This is a genomic window from Chitinophaga filiformis (assembly GCF_021646545.1).
Lineage (GTDB): Bacteria > Bacteroidota > Bacteroidia > Chitinophagales > Chitinophagaceae > Chitinophaga > Chitinophaga filiformis_A.
The window spans coordinates 543,596-564,961 of sequence record NZ_JAKIRP010000001.1; the positions used below are offsets into that span (position 1 = coordinate 543,596).

General features: G+C 45.9%; 17 protein-coding genes. 6 read left to right on the plus strand and 11 right to left on the minus strand.

Features of this window, described 5'->3' with window-relative positions:
• Positions 1-56: 56 nt before the first annotated feature.
• From L3C95_RS02230 to L3C95_RS02255, 6 genes are all read right to left on the minus strand, one after another.
• Positions 57-1,265, minus strand: coding sequence for a quinol:cytochrome C oxidoreductase (locus L3C95_RS02230; protein ID WP_236384746.1), 1,209 nt, complete (start codon positions 1,263-1,265; stop codon positions 57-59).
• A gap of 39 nt (positions 1,266-1,304) precedes the next feature.
• Entirely contained in the window at positions 1,305-1,964 is a 660-nt protein-coding gene (locus L3C95_RS02235; RefSeq protein ID WP_236384748.1) for a c-type cytochrome, read from the minus strand.
• 79 nt (positions 1,965-2,043) lie between these two features.
• Complete coding sequence (locus tag L3C95_RS02240) at positions 2,044-2,640, minus strand: DUF3341 domain-containing protein (RefSeq protein WP_236384750.1); 597 nt, start codon at positions 2,638-2,640, stop codon at positions 2,044-2,046.
• A gap of 73 nt (positions 2,641-2,713) precedes the next feature.
• On the minus strand, positions 2,714-4,195 hold the full coding sequence (gene nrfD / locus L3C95_RS02245; protein WP_236384753.1) for an NrfD/PsrC family molybdoenzyme membrane anchor subunit: 1,482 nt from the start codon (positions 4,193-4,195) through the stop codon (positions 2,714-2,716).
• A gap of 120 nt (positions 4,196-4,315) precedes the next feature.
• The gene (locus tag L3C95_RS02250; RefSeq protein ID WP_236384754.1) at positions 4,316-7,417 is read right to left on the minus strand and encodes a TAT-variant-translocated molybdopterin oxidoreductase; all 3,102 of its coding nucleotides are present in this window, start codon (positions 7,415-7,417) and stop codon (positions 4,316-4,318) included.
• Between the two features lie 142 nt (positions 7,418-7,559).
• Complete coding sequence (locus L3C95_RS02255) at positions 7,560-8,768, minus strand: c-type cytochrome (protein WP_236384756.1); 1,209 nt, start codon at positions 8,766-8,768, stop codon at positions 7,560-7,562.
• 474 nt (positions 8,769-9,242) lie between these two features.
• On the opposite strand from L3C95_RS02255, the gene purN reads away from it, so the two are divergent.
• The 4 genes from purN to L3C95_RS02275 all read left to right on the plus strand — a co-directional run bounded on the left by purN (position 9,243) and on the right by L3C95_RS02275 (position 11,830).
• A complete protein-coding gene (purN, locus tag L3C95_RS02260) occupies positions 9,243-9,809 on the plus strand; it encodes a phosphoribosylglycinamide formyltransferase (RefSeq protein ID WP_236384758.1) in 567 nt (188 codons plus the stop codon).
• A gap of 84 nt (positions 9,810-9,893) precedes the next feature.
• Positions 9,894-10,556, plus strand: a complete 663-nt coding sequence (locus L3C95_RS02265; RefSeq protein WP_236384762.1) for a hypothetical protein — start codon at positions 9,894-9,896, stop codon at positions 10,554-10,556.
• 196 nt (positions 10,557-10,752) lie between these two features.
• A complete protein-coding gene (locus L3C95_RS02270; protein ID WP_236384764.1) occupies positions 10,753-11,385 on the plus strand; it encodes an SCO family protein in 633 nt (210 codons plus the stop codon).
• 16 nt (positions 11,386-11,401) lie between these two features.
• Complete coding sequence (locus tag L3C95_RS02275) at positions 11,402-11,830, plus strand: Fur family transcriptional regulator (protein ID WP_236384766.1); 429 nt, start codon at positions 11,402-11,404, stop codon at positions 11,828-11,830.
• 73 nt (positions 11,831-11,903) lie between these two features.
• Here the strand turns inward: L3C95_RS02275 and L3C95_RS02280 are convergent, their stop codons facing one another.
• The 3 genes from L3C95_RS02280 to L3C95_RS02290 form a co-directional block, all read right to left on the minus strand.
• Complete coding sequence (locus tag L3C95_RS02280; RefSeq protein ID WP_236384768.1) at positions 11,904-13,628, minus strand: M3 family oligoendopeptidase; 1,725 nt, start codon at positions 13,626-13,628, stop codon at positions 11,904-11,906.
• 453 nt (positions 13,629-14,081) lie between these two features.
• Positions 14,082-14,738, minus strand: coding sequence for a DUF5606 domain-containing protein (locus L3C95_RS02285; protein WP_236384770.1), 657 nt, complete (start codon positions 14,736-14,738; stop codon positions 14,082-14,084).
• 127 nt (positions 14,739-14,865) lie between these two features.
• Positions 14,866-17,454 (minus strand): lamin tail domain-containing protein, encoded by a 2,589-nt coding sequence (locus L3C95_RS02290; protein WP_236384773.1) that lies wholly within the window; start codon positions 17,452-17,454, stop codon positions 14,866-14,868.
• 122 nt (positions 17,455-17,576) lie between these two features.
• On the opposite strand from L3C95_RS02290, the gene L3C95_RS02295 reads away from it, so the two are divergent.
• Positions 17,577-18,566, plus strand: coding sequence for an aspartate-semialdehyde dehydrogenase (locus L3C95_RS02295; protein WP_236384777.1), 990 nt, complete (start codon positions 17,577-17,579; stop codon positions 18,564-18,566).
• Between the two features lie 301 nt (positions 18,567-18,867).
• On the plus strand, positions 18,868-19,119 hold the full coding sequence (locus L3C95_RS02300) for a hypothetical protein (RefSeq protein WP_089829114.1): 252 nt from the start codon (positions 18,868-18,870) through the stop codon (positions 19,117-19,119).
• A gap of 169 nt (positions 19,120-19,288) precedes the next feature.
• Here L3C95_RS02300 and L3C95_RS02305 read toward each other — a convergent pair whose 3' ends face one another.
• Together L3C95_RS02305 and L3C95_RS02310 are read right to left on the minus strand one after the other, a co-directional pair.
• The gene (locus L3C95_RS02305) at positions 19,289-19,954 is read right to left on the minus strand and encodes a DUF2461 domain-containing protein (RefSeq protein ID WP_236384778.1); all 666 of its coding nucleotides are present in this window, start codon (positions 19,952-19,954) and stop codon (positions 19,289-19,291) included.
• 123 nt (positions 19,955-20,077) lie between these two features.
• On the minus strand, positions 20,078-21,157 hold the full coding sequence (locus tag L3C95_RS02310) for a porin (RefSeq protein WP_236384779.1): 1,080 nt from the start codon (positions 21,155-21,157) through the stop codon (positions 20,078-20,080).
• Between the last annotated feature and the right edge of the window lie 209 nt (positions 21,158-21,366).

Sequence of the window (21,366 nt, forward strand, 5' to 3'; positions counted from 1 at the left end):
TTACTACCTGTCACATCCGGTATTTGCACACCGGAATCTCCATTAATGCCCGATGATCAGGTGTGGTGTATAATACTTTCTTTCAGATAAGGGTGATTCTTTGGCACCAATGCTGCTTTAGTCAGATGGTTACTTGCCAGGAATATGATCAGACCAACGAAACCTACAGCCAGACCAGCTTCGTACCAAGGGAACACCAGGTGTCCGTAAGTACCAGGGCCTACCATCTGCCAGAAGTCCAGCCAGTGACCGAAGATGATCACGATAGAGATGAACACCATGGAAGAATAGTTACGTTTGGTATCCCGTTTCATCAGATATAATAACGGTGTGATGAAGTTAATCAGCAGGTTCAGGAAGAAGATTGGTCTCCACTCGCCCCATACGCGTGGTTTGAAGTAGACAGTTTCTTCAGGCATGTTTGCGTACCAGATCAGCATATACTGGGAGAACCAGAGGTATGTCCAGAAGATACTGAAAGCGAAAGCGAATTTACCCAGGTCATGCAGATGCTCTTCATTTACATTCGGCAGGTAACCGTTACGTTTCAGGTAAACCAGGAACAGGATGATCAGTGCAATACCAGATACCCAGGTGCTTGCGAAGGTGTACCAGCTATACATGGTAGAGTACCAGTGAGCATCGATACTCATCAGGATCAGCCATGGAGAAGTAGAACCAACGCTCAGTGCGTAGATCACGATAAATGCACCGCACCATACAGTATTTCTCCAGATGATACGACGGCCTGTTGCTGCTGTCAGGTCCCATCCATCTTCCTGGATGGACATGTTGCGCAATTTTATTGTAAAGAATATCCAGAGGCCGATGGTTACAAGCATGAAGCCTGTGAACATTCCTTTATTTAAGAAAGCTGATTTCCAGGTTAATATTTCATCATGTTTAACATGTTCTGCATTTACCCAGTGGTAGATATGCTCTTTTCCACCGAATACAATCAGCATAAGCACTAAGAACAGAATACCACCCAATACAGGCAGTGCCATTGAGATAGCTTCCGGAACGCGGCGGAAACCAATCTGCCAACCGCCATGCGCCAGGGTAGTAGCTCCAATAAAGAAGGTACTTGCCAGGACTATCAGCGCAAAGAATGAACTGTTCTGGAGGAGGCCAGCCCAGAAACGTGTAGAGCCATGCTCACCATGAAATGCAAAAATTCCGATCAACAAAGTCAGCAAGCCAATACCCATTAACACGAAGCTGGTCGTTTTTAATCTTGCCGGTACTACAAATTGGTCCTTCATTACTGTATATTAAAATACTTGATTGAATGCTAGTTTATCTTATTTAGTCGCTGTTGAATCCTGAGCCGCTGGCGCTTCTGTTGCTGCTGCTACTGCAGGAGCGGCAGGAGCTGCCTGGGTTGAGTCACTAGCCAGCACTTCTGCTGCATGCGCTCCGTTGTTCTGGAAACTACGGATATACGCAGCTATCTTCCAGCGCTGTTCTCTGTCCAGCTGACTTGCGTAACTACCCATCGCATTGAAGCCATAAGTCATTACGTGGAACAGACGTCCCTGTGAGTAGTCGGACTTAGGACCGCTGGCCAGGTTGGCCGGAGCAGCTACATAAGGACCATTACCACCATTGTACAGCGGACCGTTACCGTCCAGCTTTGAACCATGGCAGATAGCACAGTAAATATTAAATAAACGTTTTCCTTCCTCCAGATCCGCTTTGGTGAGCATCAGTGGATTTTTTACTGCATTAGCCAGTGCGGTATCTGCCGCTTTCAGATGGTAAGGCAGCAGCTCTCCTCTTTTTACTGTTCCTTCCACTGGCTTCATGGTAGAAAGACGCTCACTATAGAACTCGTAAGCACGGGATTCAACCATATCCGGCATATAATGTGAGCCGGGTTTTCTGTTGTTCTTTCCGCATGCCGATAACAAAGCTCCACTTACCAAAGCAGCCGCGATCAATATGTTGGAAGTCCTTTTCATCTGTATATTATAATTCAAGCTTATGTTCTGTGTGCTCCTTCCGGGAAAATACTTCACCGGAAAGTTTTAAATTCTGAGTTTATGCATTAACAGCTTCTACCCGTTTGGTTTCAAACAGGCGGTCTTCACGGTCGAAACGACCATACCACCAACCTGCTTCCGCACGCTGCTCGTTAATCTGCTGGCCGCCGATACTTGCGAGGAAGCTTTTCAGCTCTTCAGTATTGGTCTTGGCAGTTACTTCGATCGCCATTACAAACAGATCGTCTGTCTGACGGGGATGGAAGATATGCTTCTTTACAAAAGGAGCCAGCTGACACAGGTAGCAGAATGTGAGCACCATACCTACTGCAGAGAACAACACTGTCAACTCGAAAGTGATAGGAATGAACGCTGGCAGCGGAAAGTGTGGCTTACCACCTATATTCATAGGCCAGTCAGAGTTAAATACCCAGCTCATGCAGGATAATGCCGTAGTAGTACCGGTGATACCGTAAATGAAGCCGGCAGTGTGCAGGCTGGTTTCCCGCAGACCCAATGCGTGGTCAAGACCATGCACCGGAAATGGTGTGTACACATCGTGAATCTTGTAACCTGCAGTTCTTACTTTTTTCACTGCCGGAAACAATACCGCCTCATCACTAAAACTTGCTACAACAAAATTTTTAACCGCCATATGTTTAAAAAATTCTTAGTCTAAAAAACGAAATCCAGATCTTTTACATGCCCGGTATTACCCGGTGATAAGATTAGTTATGCGCATGCGCTACAGCACCGTGTGCATCATGATGATGATCATCGTGGTGGTGTAAACCCGCTACAAACTGTTCTGCAGGCTGCTGCTCATATTTCTCCATATCTTTCTTGAAGCTTTCACCAGATGTCTTCAGTACACTCTTGATCTCAGCTACAGCGATAACCGGGAAGTATTTAGCGAACAGGAAGAAGCAGGTAAAGAACAATCCGAAAGTACCCATGTAGAAACCTACTTCAGGCCAGGACGGACGATAGTAACTCCAGCTGGATGGCAGGTAATCGCGGTACAGTGAAGTACAGATGATCACGAAACGCTCGAACCACATACCGATGTTCACAACGATAGACATGATGAATGTTACCGCAACGTTCCTTCTCATTTTGCTGAACCAGAACACCTGCGGAGTGATCACGTTACAGGTCATCATGATCCAGTAAGACCAACCCAGCGGACCAGCTGCACGGTATTTATAGAATGTGGCAAATTCGTAAGGAACTGCTGCATACCATGCCATGAACAACTCAGTCAGATAAGCACAACCTACAACGGAACCTGTCAGTACAATTACCTTGTTCATGGCTTCCATGTGACCCAGGGTAATGTATTCTTCGAGTTTTAATATTTTACGTACGATGATCAGCAGGGTCTGTACCATTGCGAATCCGGAGAAGATCGCACCCGCCACGAAGTATGGAGGGAAGATGGTAGTATGCCAACCAGGAATTACGGAAGTAGCGAAGTCAAAAGATACGATGGTGTGTACGGAGAGTACCAGTGGAGTAGATAAACCTGCCAGTACCAGCGACAGTGCTTCATGACGTTGCCAGTGTTTGGTAGAACCAGTCCAGCCGAAAGAAGCGATACCATATAATAACTTACGCAGTTTGGTTTTAGCCCTGTCACGCACTGTTGCGAAGTCAGGGATCAGACCGGAATACCAGAACAGGAGAGATACGGTAAAGTAAGTAGAGATCGCAAACACGTCCCACAACAGCGGGGAGTTGAAGTTCACCCACAGCGGACCACGGGTGTTAGGATAAGGCAATACGAAGAAGGCCATCCATACACGACCCATGTGGAAGATCGGGAACTGACCCGCGCACATTACCGCGAAGATGGTCATCGCTTCTGCCGCACGGTTCACCCCTGTACGCCATCCCTGACGGAACAGCAGGAGGATCGCAGAGATCAGTGTACCGGCGTGACCGATACCTACCCACCATACGAAGTTGGTGATATCCCAACCCCAACCGATAGTCTTATTCAGGTTCCACACACCTGTACCGTAATAAACTTCCCAGGTCACGGAGAAAACACCGAATCCCAGTAACAGTAAGGAAATGAAAAAGCCCACATACCACAATTTACCAGGCTTGGCTTCAATCGGGCTGATGATATCTTCTGTTACCTGGTGGTAATCTTTCACCCCATCAACTAATGGTTCTCTTAGTGTGGATTCGTACTTTAAATGCATAATTCTTTAAGCTTTAACCCCTACGCCTGCACCTGGATGCAGAATAAGGAGCTTTAATTGTTCTAAACTTAAAACTTTATCTCTCTGTTAATCTTTCTTTCTAATCAGCTCAACCCTCGCTTACGCTTCATGTTTTGCTGCTGCTTCATGATGAGCTTCTTCTCCGTGATGTGCTTTTGCTTTTGGCTCAGCAGCTTTGTTTCTGATCTTAGCCAGGTAGTTCACGGAAGGCAATGTGTGGGTTTCTTCCAGCACATAGTACAGCCTGTCTTTCTGCTCTTCATTACGCAGTTTTGCAATGCGGCTTTCTTTATCGTTGATGTTACCGAATACGATAGCATCAGCAGCACATGCTACCTGACAAGCAGTTTTAGCTTCACCATCCTTCATTGGACGGCCTGCTTTCTTCGCAGTCAGTTTAGCATCCTGTAAACGCTGTACGCAGAAAGAACATTTTTCCATTACACCACGGCTACGAACCACTACATCAGGGTTCAGCACCATACGTGTCAGGCTGTCGTTCATACCTGCTACATCATACAGGTTATTTTCGAAGCTGTCCGCACCGTTCCAGTCTCTCCAGTTGAAGCGACGAACCTTATATGGACAGTTGTTTGCGCAATAACGGGTACCGATACAACGGTTGTAAGCCATCTGGTTGATACCTTCGGAGCTGTGGTTGGTAGCTGCTACCGGACAAACGTTCTCACAAGGAGCGTTATCGCAGTGCTGACACAGCATTGGCTGGAACACTACTTCAGGATTGTTTTCATCACCGCTGAAGTAACGGTCAATACGCAGCCAGTGCATTTCGTGTGCCTTGATCACCTGTTCTTTACCAACTACTGATACGTTGTTTTCAGCCTGACATGCGATAGTACATGCACCGCAACCGAAACAGGTATTCAGGTCGATAGACATGCCCCACTTAACACCCTGGTATTGGTGAACATCCGGATACAGGGTACCACCTGCACGGAAATTCTCTTCTTTACCAGCGCCGAATTTCTCGAATATCTCCTGACGGTCTTCATTCACCTCTTTAGGGTTCTTGATGAACTCTTCCAGGGTGGTTTCTTTCACGATAGGACGACCTTCGTAACTGTTGTGTGTTTGAGTAACACCTATCTGAGCCACTTCTGCAGTCTTCTCTACGGAAGCTTCAGCAGCGAAATAATCAAAAGTCTGACCGTTGTAGCTAACTAAAGGATAGGCATTTTTACCTACGCCTGCTGCAGCTTTACCGGCATTGTTGTTACGTCCGTAACCTACTGCGATCGCAACTACTTCAGGATGGATACCAGGCAGGATCAGCAGCGGCAGGGATATTTCCTTACCATTTGCTTTGATCTTCAGTACAGTCCTGTCATTGTTGATTTCGTAGTCGTCTCCCAGTTCAGTGTGGAACGTTTTAGCGAGAGTGTTGGAAATAACTGCATAGTTATCCCATGTAGCACGGGTGATTGGATCCGGCATTTCCTGCAACCATGGGTTGTTGGCTTCCTTACCGTTACCGATAGCTACTTTTTCATACAGTACCAGTTCCAGCTTACCGCCTTTCTTAGCACTGTTGATCTTTGCAGCAGCTGCTGCAACATCACCTGCGAAAGCAGCACCACCTAAAGCAGGAGCCTGTGCAGGTTCTATGATACCATCCTGCAGTACTTTGTCCCACGCTTCCTGGCTACCCAGTTTGGTGATCCATTCGTTCTTCAGGAAATCTTCCCAGGAAGTAGCGTTTCCGCTCCATGCCAGCAGGGTAGATTCGAATGCACGTGTTTTGAACAGTGGTGCAATGGTAGGTTGTATGAAACTGAAATATCCGGTACGGCCTTCAGCATCTCCCCAGCTTTCCAGGTAGTGATGAGCAGGAGCCGCATATTTGAACAGTTCAGAAGTTTCGTCTTTACGATCGTTGAAAGTAACGGTCAGTTTCGCCTGCTTAACACCGGAGATGAATTTCGCGGCATCATAGTAGTCATAAGCAGGGTTCACACCGTATACGAATAAAGCGCCGATGCTACCAGCATTCAGATCGCTTACCAGCTGCGCCATTTCGCTGTCGATACCCTGACGGTAGCTAACAGTAGAAGCCCAGTCGATAGTTACACCATTCGCGCCGATCTGGCTGTTGATGGCGTTAACGATGATCTGTACGTTTACATCATTGGAACCGCTTACAACCAGTGCTTTACCCTGGCTGTCTCTCAGCGCTTTCGCCGCTTTTTCGATACCTTCTGCGAGGCGTTTGTCAGCGATAGCTGGTTTGCTTACAGCACCACCTACAGCGCTCAGCAGGGCCAGTGCTACTGCACCGGTCTCTGATGGTTTGTGAGTATATCTTTCATCAGCATTGGCGCCGGTAACGCTCATCATGCTTTCGAAGTGGAAATGTTTGCTCATTTCCGGCTTCTTCGCATCGATCTTACGGTTAGCACCATACTGTTTTGAATATTCTACGGGATTCAGCCAGGTACCCAGGAAATCTGCACCAAGACTTACGATAGTCTTTGCATTTTCGAAGTGGTATACAGGCAGTGCTCTTTTTCCGTAAGAAGCTTCGTTAGCCAGCAGCATACCAGAGTAGGATACTGCATCGTATGTTACATGACGGAAGCCAGGATATTTAGCCTGGAAACCGGCAATTACTTTTTTGGTAGAAGGACTGATAATAGTAGAAGTCAGCAACACGATAGGAGCACTGCCCAGGCCTGCCAGTGCAGCAGCTACCTGTTTGTCCAGTTCTGCCCATGTTGTTTCCGCACCGTTGATAGTTGGGAAACGCAGACGTGCCGCATCGTACAGGCTCAGTACAGAACCCTGTACTCTTGCAGTGGAAGCACTGCCGGTTACAGAAGACAGGTCGTTACCATCAACTTTAATAGGGCGGCCTTCACGGGTTTTTACCACAACAGGCAGGAACTCACCGTCTACTGCGTAAGTGGAAGCGTAATAATTCGGAACACCGGGAGTGATCTCTTCCGGCTTATTTACATAAGGTATTGCTTTTTTAACAGGCGTTTCGCAACTGGCCGCAATTGTAGCAGCTGCAGTAGTGAACCCCAGGTATTTCAGGAAGTCCCTGCGGGGGGTAGTAGCATTCAACAGGCTTTCACTCTCTTCAAAAGGCAAATCCTCTCTGAATTCGTTATTCACAATCTCCTGATGTTCCTTGGTATTGTGCAACTCCTCCAAGCCTTTCCAATACTTTTTTTGCTCCATGTTATTTATACTAACGAGTTACGGATTATTTTTTTAGACACCTATGAAGTTCTGACGTTTGAAGTATGGCATTCCGGCATAACGATTTGACCTTCGCTAACATTCCCCAGCTTCCTTCACCCGATTTGCTTCATTTAGTTTATTAATAGTGACATTTCTGACATTCAGTACCACCTACCATCTCAACGGTTACGCTGTCGATCTTGCCTTCTTTCACCTGCTGGTGGAACTGTTCAAAAATGCTGTAGTATTTATTATCTGCGAACTGTACTTTGGTTGTACGGTGACAGTTTACACACCAGCCCATTGACAGCTCTGCAAACTGATGAACCTCATCCATTTCAGTGATTGCACCGTGACAGGTCTGACATTGCTGTTTACCAGCTACTATGTGCTGTGAGTGGTTAAAGTAAACGTGGTCAGGCAGGTTGTGGATCTTGGTCCACTCGATTGGTTTACCAGGTTTGGTATATTGCTGGGAAGTTTTATCCCATCCTACGTGGTCGTATAATTTCTGGATCTCAGCAGAACCATTTACTTTCTGACCTTCTGCAGTGAACAGCTCAGGAGTACCACTGTATTCGCTGATGGTCTTGTGACAGTTCATACAGATATTTTCAGAAGGGATCATGGCGTGCTTGCTCTTCTCGGCACCTGCGTGGCAATACAGACAGTTGATCTGGTTAACACCGGCGTGTACTCTGTGAGAGAAGAAGATCTCCTGTTTAGGCATGTAATCTTTCTGACGTCCCAGACCGATAGCACCGTTGATAGTGTAGTAACCACCTACGATGAACAGCACCAGGATCAATAAGGCGATGTATGCTTTGTTCTTGTAGAAAGGAACTGGTTCAGGAACCGCAACACCATCTTTATCGGCAGCCAGTTTATTCAGGCTACTGTTGATCTGCATCAGGATCAGTGCTACAACCGCCAGGATCAGGGTAATGATACCGAACAACAGGCTGTTGTTACCGCTATCTTCACCAGCACCACCCGCTGCAGCGGCAGGATCAACTTTCGTAGTCGCAGGTCCTTTAGTGCTTTCATCCGCGATATAAGCAAGGATATCATCGATATCTGCATCGGTGAAAGAAGGGAAACCTGGCATTGCCTGCTTGTTAAAGTCATTGAAGAGTTTAACAGCATAAGGATCTCCGGATGCGATCACAGAACCAGAGTTATGAATCCATTGGCGTAATAATTTCTTATCAGACCAACGCTCTTCCACACCCTTCAGTGCGGGACCAGTAACTTGCTTGTGAACATTATGGCAGCTGGCGCAATTCTGCTGAAACAATGTTTTACCCTTGGCAGGATCTGCAGCCTTTACGGACAAGGATGCGATCATTGCAACGCATAGGACAAGAACACTCACAAAATGCTTGCGCATAAGAATGGAAACACGACGATACACAGCCTATTTAGTTTAGATTTGACCTTAAGTTTCTTTAAAAGTGCTCACAAAAATAAGACACAATGTTGACAATTTATCAACAATTATAAAAAATTCTTACTTGCATCACTGATTCCTTTTCCCTATATACGACGCGGTAAAGCAGGTAATGGTCAATGCGTTTCGCATGAAAAAAAACATGATAAATGTCATGAATTGAGATCGCCTGCTTCCGGTTTCATCGTTTTACTTATATATATAATGGTGTGTTCTTTTGAATGGTATTATTTTTGATTCGGCTGTTGCTTTTTTAACACTCGCTGGCTTCGCAGGTTTCCTTTATAAACCGCCTGGCCCCGGGAAAGTTCAAACACGCTCATAAATAAGACCAATTAGTTACTTTTGCGCCGTCCTTAATACACAGATATTTTGAAAAATATAGCCATCTTCGCCTCAGGAGCAGGTAGTAACGCACAAAAAATAATCGATCATTTCCGTCACTCGACCATCGCAAAAGTATCTATGATACTTTGTAACAAGCCGGAAGCTGGCGTGCTGAAGATAGCCGAAAAAGAAGGCATCCCGTCCGTACTGATAGAAAAAGAACTGTTTTTCCGTACAGACCATTATATAAAGGTGTTACAACAGGCAGATACAGATCTGATCGTACTAGCCGGTTTCCTTTGGAAGGTACCTGCCAACCTGGTACAGGCGTTCCCGGACCGTATTATTAATATACATCCGGCGCTGCTACCAAAATATGGGGGCAAAGGTATGTATGGCCAGTTTGTACATGAAGCAGTGATCCTGGCCAAAGAAGTAGAAAGCGGTATTACCATTCACTTCGTTAACGAAAAATATGATGATGGAGCAACCATCCTGCAGGAACGTTGTACCGTCACCCCGGACGATACCCCAGAAACACTGGCAGCCAAAATTCACCTGCTTGAACATCAGTGGTATCCGGTAATTGTGGAACGATTATTGACCTCTTAATCACAGCTTTCAGCTCAGCCTGTAGGCTTCCCTTATAATCCTACAACTCCCGACTGACTGCTGTCGTCAAATGCAGACAACTATATGAAAAAACCACTGCTTGTTATTTGCCTGTTATGCTTTAGTGTCATCACTGTTTTCGCACAGGACAAACATCCCTTTCGCCGGTCTACCTATATTAAGGTAAACCCCTCCCGGCTGATCAATGAACTGGAAGTCACCATAGAACAGGAATTGTCGGAAAAGATAAGTGTCGAACTGGGGATAAGTGGCATCTATACTGACTACCCCGATTATATCCTGGCAAAAAAAATAGATATCGGTCAGAAAAAGCCCGATATCAGCACTGAGCAGTTTGTAGACGGCAGAGGCCTGGGCTTCAGCGCCAGCTTACGCTGGTACCTGGTTTCCCGGCAGGACGATTTTTTCCGCTCACAGGGAACCTATTTCCAACCGGTATTATTATATAAGAAGGTATTCTATCCCAGTGACAAGGTCACCATTAATAATGGTACCTACGAGAATACCGGCAATAAAGACGTCTATGCCCTGCAGTTTCTCCTGGGCCGGCAGATCAGGAAAGATAAGTTCATTGTAGACCCCTATGTGGGACTGGGTGTCCGGATGAAAGTATATGACTATAATAACTTCAATAATGATAACGGAATGGTCGGTTCCAACGATGGAAGACTGATCAGCGTACTTCCCAGCGTCCATGTGGGTATTAAAATCGGCCTCAAAATGTAAAAAAACAAGTGCCGCACCTACGCGGCACAGCACATTGTTTACCCTAATCTATGTATGCGTAAAACCTTGTCAGTAAAAGATACCCCCGACTCAGGAGGAGTATGTTAAAGCAAAGTTAGTCTTTTTATGCAACATAGTTGCACAAGTGTATTTAGCTAATTGTGTACTACCTTTGTAACGTAAAACGACTGGCATTATGTCTAAAAAGAATGTGTTCTATATTATATTCTTCGCGCTGTTGTCCATCGCCTTCCTGGGCTATGCAGGATACGTGCTCAAGGGGGAGAGAGGTAGCTTCTTCGCGGAAGAAAAATTACCGGTACTAGGTACCAATGGTCATATCGTTGGCGGATTCTCATTTATCAACCAGGAGGGAAAGACTATCACCAGTAAGGACGTAGAGGGAAAAATATACGTGGCGGAATACTTTTTCACTACCTGTACCGGCATCTGTCCGAAGATGAATGCCAACATGACCAAAGTATACGCCGCCTACAAGGACGAGCCCCGCTTCCGCATATTATCCCACACCGTGGACCCTGAAACCGACAGCATTCCTGTACTGAAGAAATATGCAGAAGAGCATGGCGCTGATCCGAAAAACTGGTGGTTCCTCACCGGTACCAAGAAGGAATTGTATAAATTAGCAAGAGCCGGATATCTGGTGGATGATGGCACCTATACAGGAGACGAAGACTTTGTACATACGCAGTGGTTTGCCCTCGTAGATGGAGAAGGACGCATAAGAGGACTCTATGAGGGAACCAAAAAGCCGGATGTGGATAAGCTGATCTCAGACATATCCAGGTTGTTAAAGGAAGAAAAATAACTCATCTAATTTTATCATGAGCAACAAGAACAAAGCAAGTATCACTGAATTGCTCCGGGCCAGTAAGCTCAGCATAACAGATACCCGTGTGAAGATATTGGAGCTGTTCATGAACAGCAATGGCGCACTTGAACACAGCAGCTTTGAAAAGCTGGCGGGTCAGACCTTTGACCGTGTGACAGTTTACCGCACCTTACAGACATTTCTCGACAAAGGGATCATCCATAGTATCCCGACCACCGATACCTCCATTCGCTATGCACTCTGTAAATCGGACTGCTCGGAACACGATCACCACGATCATCACGTTCATTTCAAATGCGAAGAGTGTGGTAATACCACCTGCCTGGAGGACACAGACGTACCCGAGATCCACTTACCAAAAGGCTACGCCATACATAATGTGGATGTGGTGGTAAGCGGTGTGTGCAATCACTGCAAATAAGTATGATCAGAATAGAAACTAAAAATGCAGCGAGGTCTTCGCTGCATTTTTAGTTTCTATTCTGATATTGCTATCAGCTGATCTTATCAATCTCTTTCTGAACAAATTCCGCCAGTTCTTTCACATAAGCGGGAGAGAAGTCAAACCGGATGCCTGCGGCCTTATACAATTCCGGCAGGGTACGGGTACTTCCCAGGCTAAGCGCATTGACATAGTTATCCAATGCTTGCTGTTTATTCTCTTTGTACTGTTTCCACATAGCGATAGCCCCTAATTGAGCAATACCATACTCAATATAATAGAACGGTACTTCAAACAGGTGCAGTTGCCGTTGCCAGCCTATAGACCTGTAAGACTCCCAGCCACTCCAGTCAACCACCCCGGTGGAGAATTCGTCCTGGATCCTGTTCCAGTTGGCAGTACGTTCTTCTACAGTATGCTGCGGGTTTTCATATACCCAATGCTGGAATTTATCAATTGTGGCAATCCATGGGAAGATGACAATAGCACGCTCCAGTTGCTGCAGTTTAGCCCGGCGCAGTTCTTCCTCATCGCTGAAAAAGATATTCCAGTAATCCATTGTAAACAGCTCCATACTCATGCTGGCTACCTCCGCTATCTCCATCGGGTAGTCTTTAAAGGCGCTGAGTGACAGATCGTGGCTCAGGAAGGAATGTACCGCATGGCCACCCTCATGTACCATGGTGGTCAGGTCTTTCATCTGACCGGCGGCATTCATAAAGATGAAAGGCACACCGGTTTCTGCCAGCGGACAGTTATATCCTCCGGGGGCTTTGCCTTTACGGCTTTCCAGATCGAGACGCCCCATTTTCTGCATTACCCGCAGGCAATTCCCAAAGAATGGCCCCAGTTCATCAAAGCATTCTATCGCCTTATTCACCAGTTCCTCCCCTGTCTTGAAAGGCTCAAGTGGCTTCACTCCGGCTGGCTCGGCGTCGGAATCCCACGGCTTCAGCACATCCAGACCCAGTTTTTTACGCTGCTTTTCCTGCAGGCGTTTTACCAGAGGCATAATATGCTCCCTTATCGCGGCATGGAACTGGAAACAATCCTCTTTCGTATAATCGAAACGGCCGAGGTCTTCGAACTTATAGTCCCGGTAGTTTGCGAAACCGGCATTCTTCGCTACCTGGTCCCTTTTCTGCACGAGTGTCGTGTAAAGTTCGTCAAGCTTATCCTTATCTTCCAGGCGACGGTTAGCCGTTTTAGCAAACACTTCCTCTCTCAGAGCACGATCACTGCCCTCCAGGAAACGGGCGGCCTGTTGCAGGGTGTATTCCTGTCCGTTTACCGTAATGGTCATTTTGCCGGCAATAGTGCCATATTGTTGCGACTGTACGCTCAGTTCTGCCAGTATGGGCACGTTTTCTTCCCGGAACAGTTTTACCTGTTTCCGCACATTACGCAGGTAAGTAGCATATAGTTCCTGGTCCAGGTCCTTCACCCATTCACTGGCCAGTAATCTTTTATTCAGAGCATCCGCATATGGCTGCAGCTTAGGCTGGATCTCCATGCAGAAATAGGCAAATGCTTCTTCCAGCGACTTATCCGTTGTATCGCAGGTCATGCGTATCTGTCGCCAGCAGGCATCTTCACTAATGACAGCCTCCAGCTCACTGATATCTTTCAGCCATTGCTCCAGGGCCGTTACACTCTCCAGCGGCCGTTGCTGCAGTTCTTCAAAATAAGGCTGCAATGCGTCCCACGTCGTTACCGTAAAATTCTCCGGTAACAGCTTACGTGGCTGTTTCTCAATATTTGCGTCTAAAGTCTTCATTCTACTAAAATAAGAAATTATGCGCCAATGTCATGAGCGCACAGGGACAGTAATGCCCAAAAATGAGCACGTAATATGCACTGATAATGGTCGTATACTGTGTCTACTTCGGTTGTTTCCCTATTATAACTCATAGATCACCCATTACTTCGCCATATATAACCCATATATAACCCATATCTCTATAAATATGGGTTATATATGGGTCATATATGGCTTATATATGGGTTATATATGGGTTATCTCCCGGAACACACTATAGTAGCAGCCTTACAAGGCTTAGTTGAAAAGTATTCTATATAAACACGTGATTATAAATCAGAAGTAGATGGGGTTAATACTCAATAACTGAGATTTAAGCGGGGCGTGAGGGCTAAATGGGGCTATATATAAAAAACAGACGCTGCATGTTTTGCACACACAGCGTCTGTTACTATAAGGTATGAATATAGACTATTCTTCTGTTTTCTTCTTTTTAGGAGCAGCCTTTTTCTTAGGAGCTTCTTCTCCTTCAGCAGCAGGTGCTTCCTCTTTTTTCGCTTTGGCTTTCTTAGGCGCTTTTTCAGCGGGAGCTTCTTCAGTCGCTACCTCTTCAGCATCCTTAGCGGCGGCTTTTTTAGGTTTTGCGGCTTTTTTAGCTGGTTTTTCTGCTACTTCAGCTTCAGGAGCAGGGGACGCATCTGCGGTAAGAGCTGCACCTTCCTGACCATCCTCAGGTGCTTCTTCAAATTTCAGCAGATCATTGCTCTTGAGGATGGCATACCATTTTACCATCTTCTTCATATCGCTGACGTAAACCCTTTCCTCGTCAAAAGTAGGGAACACGCTTTTAAAATAAGACTTGATAGCATTATTGTCAGCCTTGGCATCCACCGGGGCTGTTTTCGCTTCCTGATCCTGCATGGCCTTAAATACCTCGGCCAGGTTCACATTGTCTCCGGTAGTAAATACCTCAATACTTTCCAGCGGAGTAAAATTATGGACACGGGAGCTCACGAATTTAGTGCTCTTGTCTTCCAGAGATCTTACGATAGCGCCATCCTGTTTGCTGGCAATCAATTGAAACAAACCACCCAAACCGGTTACTGCAACTATTTCTCTATACTGCATGTTCAAATTTTTAAGAAGCGCAAATATAAAAAATCGTTTCTATCCGACAAATTGGAATAAGGCTGCCGCCCCAATTATTATTAATAATTGCCCTGATCAACCATTTTTTTTGACATAATCAAGTAATCTACCTTTTTCCCAGTACTATAGGCAATTTCCAATGTCTGACCTTTCCTTCGGCGTTAAAAGCCTCCGCAAAGATGATGTATATTCCTGATACCAGCTCGCGGTTCGATTCTCCCCGGCCGTCCCAGGTCATATATCCCGAAGCTGGCAGTAAAGTATTCCTTTCCAGGTACCTTACCGGCCTGCCCTCTGCATCAAAAATCGTGACATTTATGATATAACCGGGTCCGGGAAAATTATATCTGACCATGACAAGATCTTCCAGGCCGTCATTATCGGGAGAAAAAACGGCTGGCTGTACGGTCAGGTCGCCCTGAACTTCAGCAACGGGAACCTGCTGTGAATTGCGGTAACCTGGGGTCGCATATTTCACAGTAGCCGCGGCAGAATGCCAGTTATACTTATCCTGTGTTGGACTGTCCGGCAGCAAACGTTCCAGTGAAACGCCCCGGGTGTTGTCAGCCAGTGCTACATGCATCTTGTCAGAATAATACAGCTCATCCAATATCTGCCCGCCCTCATTTAAGAGTACTACTGTGCCTTCTCCATTTATCAGCGCGGGCAGGTTTATTTTATGAATAGCTGTTGCCTCGAGACAATCATAATATGTACACAGGGACTGTGGCGCTGTAGTAAAGGCAGCATAGCCTCCTGACAACAATAATAAAGACTGTTCACCCAAAGCGACGGGGTCGTCCAGCTGTCCGTCCTCTTTTCTTCTGGCCAGATACAGGCGGGACAGGTCCACAGCTTTGCGGCTCCGGTTATAAATCTCTACAAATTCAGGCACACCGGAAGCAGGGTCATACAATATTTCATTGATCACGATGTCGAAAGTGTCTGCAGTACTGACCCGGGCAAAGGCAATATCGCCATCAGTAGTCACTTCCTGCCCGGTACAATCCTTTATGCCAGATACGGCTACTGTATAGACGGTGTCCTTCAATAAGGGTGTCGTCAGGTGGACCGATATATTATTATATAAGGGTGGATCAGCAGTGATGGCGGCAACCTGCAATGAAGGCGAGAACGCATAATACAAGTGCTCAGTTACCTCAAGACTATCCATAATACCGTTGAATGACAGACGCAAGATCATCGTATCCCGTGGAAAAGCCTTTACCAGTGATACAGGAGGAGGCTTAGTTCCTGTCCCGGCTACGGTATTGGGCCGACCGGGAGTTCCGCCTGCCGGTGCAGTAGATGGTTTCCAGTTGCTGCTACCGGCACAGGGCCAGTTGGTGTCAGTCATTTCCAGGCTCCAGCCACCTCTTTCCTTAATCGGGTTGCCATACCAGCTACGATCATATGCGACGGCATGTACCAGGATCCCACTGTCATTGCGCAACGTGATGATATCACTGTCGCCGGGAGCGGGAAAACTGCTGATACCCATGATGGGAATGTCGGCAGGGAAGAGATCTGTGCTCCCTTTATCGCAGACCACCAATAAACCACCAGGTGGCAGCAGATATTGCGGCAATGGAACTTCCCGGTTGCTGTTTCCGATCCGCCAATCTTTCAGCTGTAGGGCATAAGAGCTATTGTTCTTCAACTCTACAAACCGTGCAGGCAACAAACCGGCGGAAGGCAAAGCCCGTGGCAGAAACTCGTGAATAAGTACGTCATATCCGCGGCTGGTATAATATAGAAAGGTTACTGTAGCCGGCTCCATGACATTCCCGGAAGGGTCTCTTACTCCATCTATCGACAAACGGCAACTATCTCCGTTGGGAAAAACATCCCGGAATTGGATGTGCAGACAAGCCGGCTGGCTGCTATCCTGCCAGATGCTGTCGGGCGTATTGCCGGGAACAGATAAGCGGAAATGTTCCGGCTGTGAGAGCGTGGCGCTATCCGGTGCTTCACTGAAACACAATGTGATTGTACGACTGTCTCGCAGATGGTACGAGTTTAAAACTGGCGGTGTTGTATCTGCTACAATGGGGGTGACGACTACATTATCAAAGTAGTGGCGGCCAAAAAAGGACGCAGTGGATTGACGTACTATAAATCCCATGAACCAGGAAGTATTGTACATATGATCAGTGGCGGTACCCTCGCGGATAAAAGCAGTGCCGTCGGCCTTTTCATCTGTCCACAGTTCCCAGTCATCGTCTTTCCGGACCACCCTGATCTTCAGTTTCGTAGAGGTGTGATTCGTGATTCCATCACGCCCGTCAATCAACAGGACTGGGGCTGTATTGCCGTCTTTTCTATAGAGGCTCACTTCATCTTTAGTATTGCCTATGCGGACGAAGTAACCTTTAAGGCCCGTCCCCTGCAGGTTTGCGCTGTCTGCTGTAAGAAAGACGTCAACATAGTTGAGAGAGGAAGTGTTGAAATCCAGTTGCAGCCACCATTCCCATATTGCATTGCGGGCCAGGGAAGAGGATGTGGCGATATGGAAACTACTGCTTTGTCGCTGTAAATGGCTTTTCAGACGACCATTTTCAATCCGCCAGGCGGTATCGGAGCCTTTCCAGGAAATCGCCTCATTAATGCTTTGATAATCAAACTGTTCGCTCACTTGTGCGAATGAGAAAGAAGCCTGCAGGAGCAGGCATGCACAAACAATGGAAATACGCATGTCTAAAAAAGTAGGTTGGTTTAGGCAGAAATTTAGTGAATTTCTATGATTCTGGCGTAAACATTGAAAACCGCACAGGTTGTGTTAAATTTGCATTTCCAAAAATTTAAAATGTAAAAACAATGAAAGTTGCCGTAGTAGGAGCTACCGGGCTGGTAGGCTCAAAAATGTTACAAGTATTGACCGAAAGAAATTTTCCGGTTACAGAACTGATTCCCGTGGCGTCTGAGAAGTCTGTTGGTAAGGAAGTAACATTTAAGGGCAAGCCTTATAAGGTGGTGAATGCAGATACGGCAATTGCCATGAAGCCGGATGTTGCACTGTTCTCCGCTGGTGGCAGTACTTCCCTGGAATGGGCTCCAAAATTTGCAGCAGCAGGTATTACTGTGATCGACAATTCTTCTGCATGGAGAATGGACCCTACCAAAAAACTGGTAGTACCTGAGATCAATGGTAAGACACTGACGCCTGAAGATAAGATCATTGCCAATCCAAACTGCTCTACCATCCAGATGGTACTTGTGCTGAATCCTTTACATGAAAAGTACAACATCAACCGCGTGGTAGTATCTACTTACCAGTCAGTAACAGGTACCGGCGTAAAAGCGGTAGACCAGCTGATGAACGAGCGTAATGGTGTGGAAGGAGAAAAAGCTTATGCACATCGCATAGATCTGAACGTGATCCCACAGATCGATGTATTTCTCGATAACGGTTATACGAAAGAAGAAATGAAGATGGTGAAAGAAACCGTTAAGATCATGGGAGATGACAAGATCCGTGTAACCGCTACAACTGTACGTATACCTGTAATAGGTGGTCACAGTGAATCAGTGAACGTTGCTTTCGATAAGGAGTATGAACTGGCTGATGTACGTGCGATACTGGAGAAAACACCTGGTGTTGTTGTAGTAGACGATCCATCCAAAGCGCAGTATCCTATGCCGAAAGATGCACATGAGAAGGATGAAGTGTTTGTAGGCCGTCTCCGTCGTGATGAAACACAGGAAAAGACACTGAATATGTGGATCGTGGCAGATAACCTGCGTAAAGGCGCTGCAACCAACGCTGTTCAGATAGCGGAGTACCTGCATGCGCAAAAATGGATCTGAGTGACAACATCTAAGGACCGGAATGACCCTCAAAAGGATCTTTTCGCGAACGTATAAACGATTTTTTTACAATAAAAGAGAGCAAGTGTCCTTACACTTGCTCTTTTAGTATCAATTTGATGAGAAATAAGTATCACTTTGACAAAAATTACACAGAAGTAGTATTGCTTTCTGCTAGATAAAATCCAATTTTGGTATCAATAATCCTATGCCAACTTACTGTTCCATAAAAGTCATTTTTTAAAGAAAGTAAGAAGCCGAAGAACTAAAATTCACAAATCCGTAAACACCCTTAAGTCCTATGAAAACCAACGCCAATCGCGAGCTGCTACTGATGCACAAATTTACTGAAGAGTGGAGTTCTAATTTTTCTTCACAGGTGTCCCGCATCATGAACATTGTGGATCAACATGATACACTGGACGGCATAATCCCGATTATTGAGGTTGCCAACGTGTACAATCAACGTTTTGCGCACACTAAAACAGACAAAGAAAATCTGTTAAAGAACCGCAAGGCAAGACCATTCGAATTCCTGATCCACAAGAACTAACCCGTTAAAACTTATTGAGCTGTAATCATCTGCCGGCATAAATATGTATACCGGCGTATATGTATCCGGCAGATGACAGCGTAATTTCAGGGTGCATTGTTTGGCTTACCCATCTGTGATGACAGACAGTGACCTGTTGATATTATTTTCACCCCGAAGCATTACCTGACTATTCCGAATAAAGCGCTCTGTCAAGGAACTTGACAAAGGGCTGCATTACAGCAAATATTTTCAGAATTTCTCTTACCAGTGCGGGCTGTGTGACAGCGTCGTCAGAAATGTGATGCCATACCGTGAAGCTTTTCAACTTCAGGTACGCGATGGCCGGATTATCTGGCAGGTAGCCCTGTGGTGCAGTCTTCAGCGATTCTCCTTCTATTTTACCGAAATAGCGGATGAAGTCTTTATTGGAGATGATCTGCTGGAATTCCTCAAAGTTGTAATCTATTTCCTGCCTTACCTTTTTCAGTGCATCGGCTTCGGGCATCCACAATCCGCCACCGGCAAAGCTATTGCCTCCCGGTTCCAGGTGGAAGTAATAACCTGGACGGGGCGTTTTACGGCCACCAGGTGCAAAAGCCGCACCCATATTGGTCTTGTAAGGCGTTTTATCTTTTGAAAAACGGACGTCCTTGTATATGCGGAAAGTGCAATCCTTTACCTGTAAACCTACAATAGCAGGGTCCTGTTTGCATAAACCATCCAGGATCTGCTGTACCACACTTTCATAATCGGCTTTCGCCTTCTGGTAATCGGATTTATGCTCGTCAAACCAGACTTTATTATTATTCTTACTTAATAACTTTAAGAACTTCAACGTGGAGGGTTGCAGCATGTAATCAGTTTTGCGCACAAAATAAAAAAATTATTTTCCTTACCCAGTAATAAGAATGGCCTATGCCCTTCCCTCCAGACCTTCGGTCCGGAAAGAAGAGCATAAGGCAGCAGGAGCTACTGCTTAAAAATGATATGTAGCGGCTAGTAATACACTGGGAGATGTGCCCACCGGCGTTCCGGATTTCTTCTGGAAGATATCCACTGAAGCCTTATCCACTCTGAACTCGGGAACAATAGTAAGATTACCTACCTTATAATTCAGCGAAAGTGTGCCTGCCAGCACATTACCACCATCTGTACCACTAAAGGTTTTCAAGGCATCCTGGTCATCAAAGTATTCACCACGTACAGTCAGACCCAGCTTTTCATTGAAATCCAGGTTAACATATACGGCAGATCCCCACCATTGTTTGGAACTTTCAAGTCCTTCTTTGTCGCGGGTATTATTGTATGTACTCATCGTACCGTTATACCCCAGCCCCAGTACACTGTTCACCTGGTAAGTAGCGACAAAATCGATCTGGTGGTTCTGAATACCGCTGGTGTCCTTGCCCTCCAGGTAGTTGAGATATAATTTAAGGGGCGCCTGGGTAGAAGAATACCCCAGTTGCGCACCGATATATTTGTTATTGGTCCAGGAAGCGGATTTAAAATCGGTCGGATTAAAGACCCCCACCATAGCCGTCCATGCGGAGCTGATAGTGATATCGGCCTTGACACCGGTGCTGAAGAAGGGACCGTTGCTGAACATATAACTCATGCTGTAGTTCCTGTTCAGGTATGCATCCAGTAGCTCATATCCTACATGAGTACCGAAGCTTCCCATACTGATCTTCAGTTTATCCAGGACCTGGTAGCCTACATACAGTTGTTTGATGACCACTTCCGCGGTGTTGGTCTTATCTGGTGTTTCATTGTAAGAAAACTCAGCGGCCCTTTTGCCAAAGCCAACATCCGCCACTATACTTCCTTTTTTAAATTCATGCTCGGCTTTAAGTGAGATCATTCCCAATTCAAAACTGTTGTGAGAATTGGTGAAGCTTGTTTTGTTATCAATGTTGCCATTGAAATTGTAACGATAATAGACGTCTGCAGAGCCGGAAAGCTTAAGCGATGGGGCTTTAGTTGTATCAGCAGCAGTCTGGGAATGCGCAATAAGCGCCTGACAGGCAGCAAATGCTACCAATATAACTTTTTTCATGCAAGGAGGTTTGGTTGATAAAAATGGTGTGCGTGAATCGTTTCGTTAATTCTATACTCGCTGGTCTATGGCCGGAAATAAGGGAAGAGAAAAGAATAGCTAATAATCAACCGGAAAAGGAATCTACATGGAATACTACAGAGATATTGGTTGATAAAGTAATTCTGGTTGATAAAATAAAATACTGTTTACTTTTTTATTTCCCAGTT

Bases quoted from the DNA above. Each gene is read 5' to 3' on its own strand.
- L3C95_RS02230 (WP_236384746.1), bottom strand. From the start codon at position 1,265: ATGAAGGACCAATTTGTAGTACCGGCAAGATTAAAAACGACCAGCTTC.
- L3C95_RS02235 (WP_236384748.1), bottom strand. From the start codon at position 1,964: ATGAAAAGGACTTCCAACATATTGATCGCGGCTGCTTTGGTAAGTGGA.
- L3C95_RS02240 (WP_236384750.1), bottom strand. From the start codon at position 2,640: ATGGCGGTTAAAAATTTTGTTGTAGCAAGTTTTAGTGATGAGGCGGTA.
- nrfD (WP_236384753.1), bottom strand. From the start codon at position 4,195: ATGCATTTAAAGTACGAATCCACACTAAGAGAACCATTAGTTGATGGG.
- L3C95_RS02250 (WP_236384754.1), bottom strand. From the start codon at position 7,417: ATGGAGCAAAAAAAGTATTGGAAAGGCTTGGAGGAGTTGCACAATACC.
- L3C95_RS02255 (WP_236384756.1), bottom strand. From the start codon at position 8,768: ATGATCGCATCCTTGTCCGTAAAGGCTGCAGATCCTGCCAAGGGTAAA.
- L3C95_RS02265 (WP_236384762.1), top strand. From the start codon at position 9,894: ATGAAAAAACCACTGCTTGTTATTTGCCTGTTATGCTTTAGTGTCATC.
- L3C95_RS02270 (WP_236384764.1), top strand. From the start codon at position 10,753: ATGTCTAAAAAGAATGTGTTCTATATTATATTCTTCGCGCTGTTGTCC.
- L3C95_RS02275 (WP_236384766.1), top strand. From the start codon at position 11,402: ATGAGCAACAAGAACAAAGCAAGTATCACTGAATTGCTCCGGGCCAGT.
- L3C95_RS02280 (WP_236384768.1), bottom strand. From the start codon at position 13,628: ATGAAGACTTTAGACGCAAATATTGAGAAACAGCCACGTAAGCTGTTA.
- L3C95_RS02285 (WP_236384770.1), bottom strand. From the start codon at position 14,738: ATGCAGTATAGAGAAATAGTTGCAGTAACCGGTTTGGGTGGTTTGTTT.
- L3C95_RS02290 (WP_236384773.1), bottom strand. From the start codon at position 17,454: ATGCGTATTTCCATTGTTTGTGCATGCCTGCTCCTGCAGGCTTCTTTC.
- L3C95_RS02295 (WP_236384777.1), top strand. From the start codon at position 17,577: ATGAAAGTTGCCGTAGTAGGAGCTACCGGGCTGGTAGGCTCAAAAATG.
- L3C95_RS02300 (WP_089829114.1), top strand. From the start codon at position 18,868: ATGAAAACCAACGCCAATCGCGAGCTGCTACTGATGCACAAATTTACT.
- L3C95_RS02305 (WP_236384778.1), bottom strand. From the start codon at position 19,954: ATGCTGCAACCCTCCACGTTGAAGTTCTTAAAGTTATTAAGTAAGAAT.
- L3C95_RS02310 (WP_236384779.1), bottom strand. From the start codon at position 21,157: ATGAAAAAAGTTATATTGGTAGCATTTGCTGCCTGTCAGGCGCTTATT.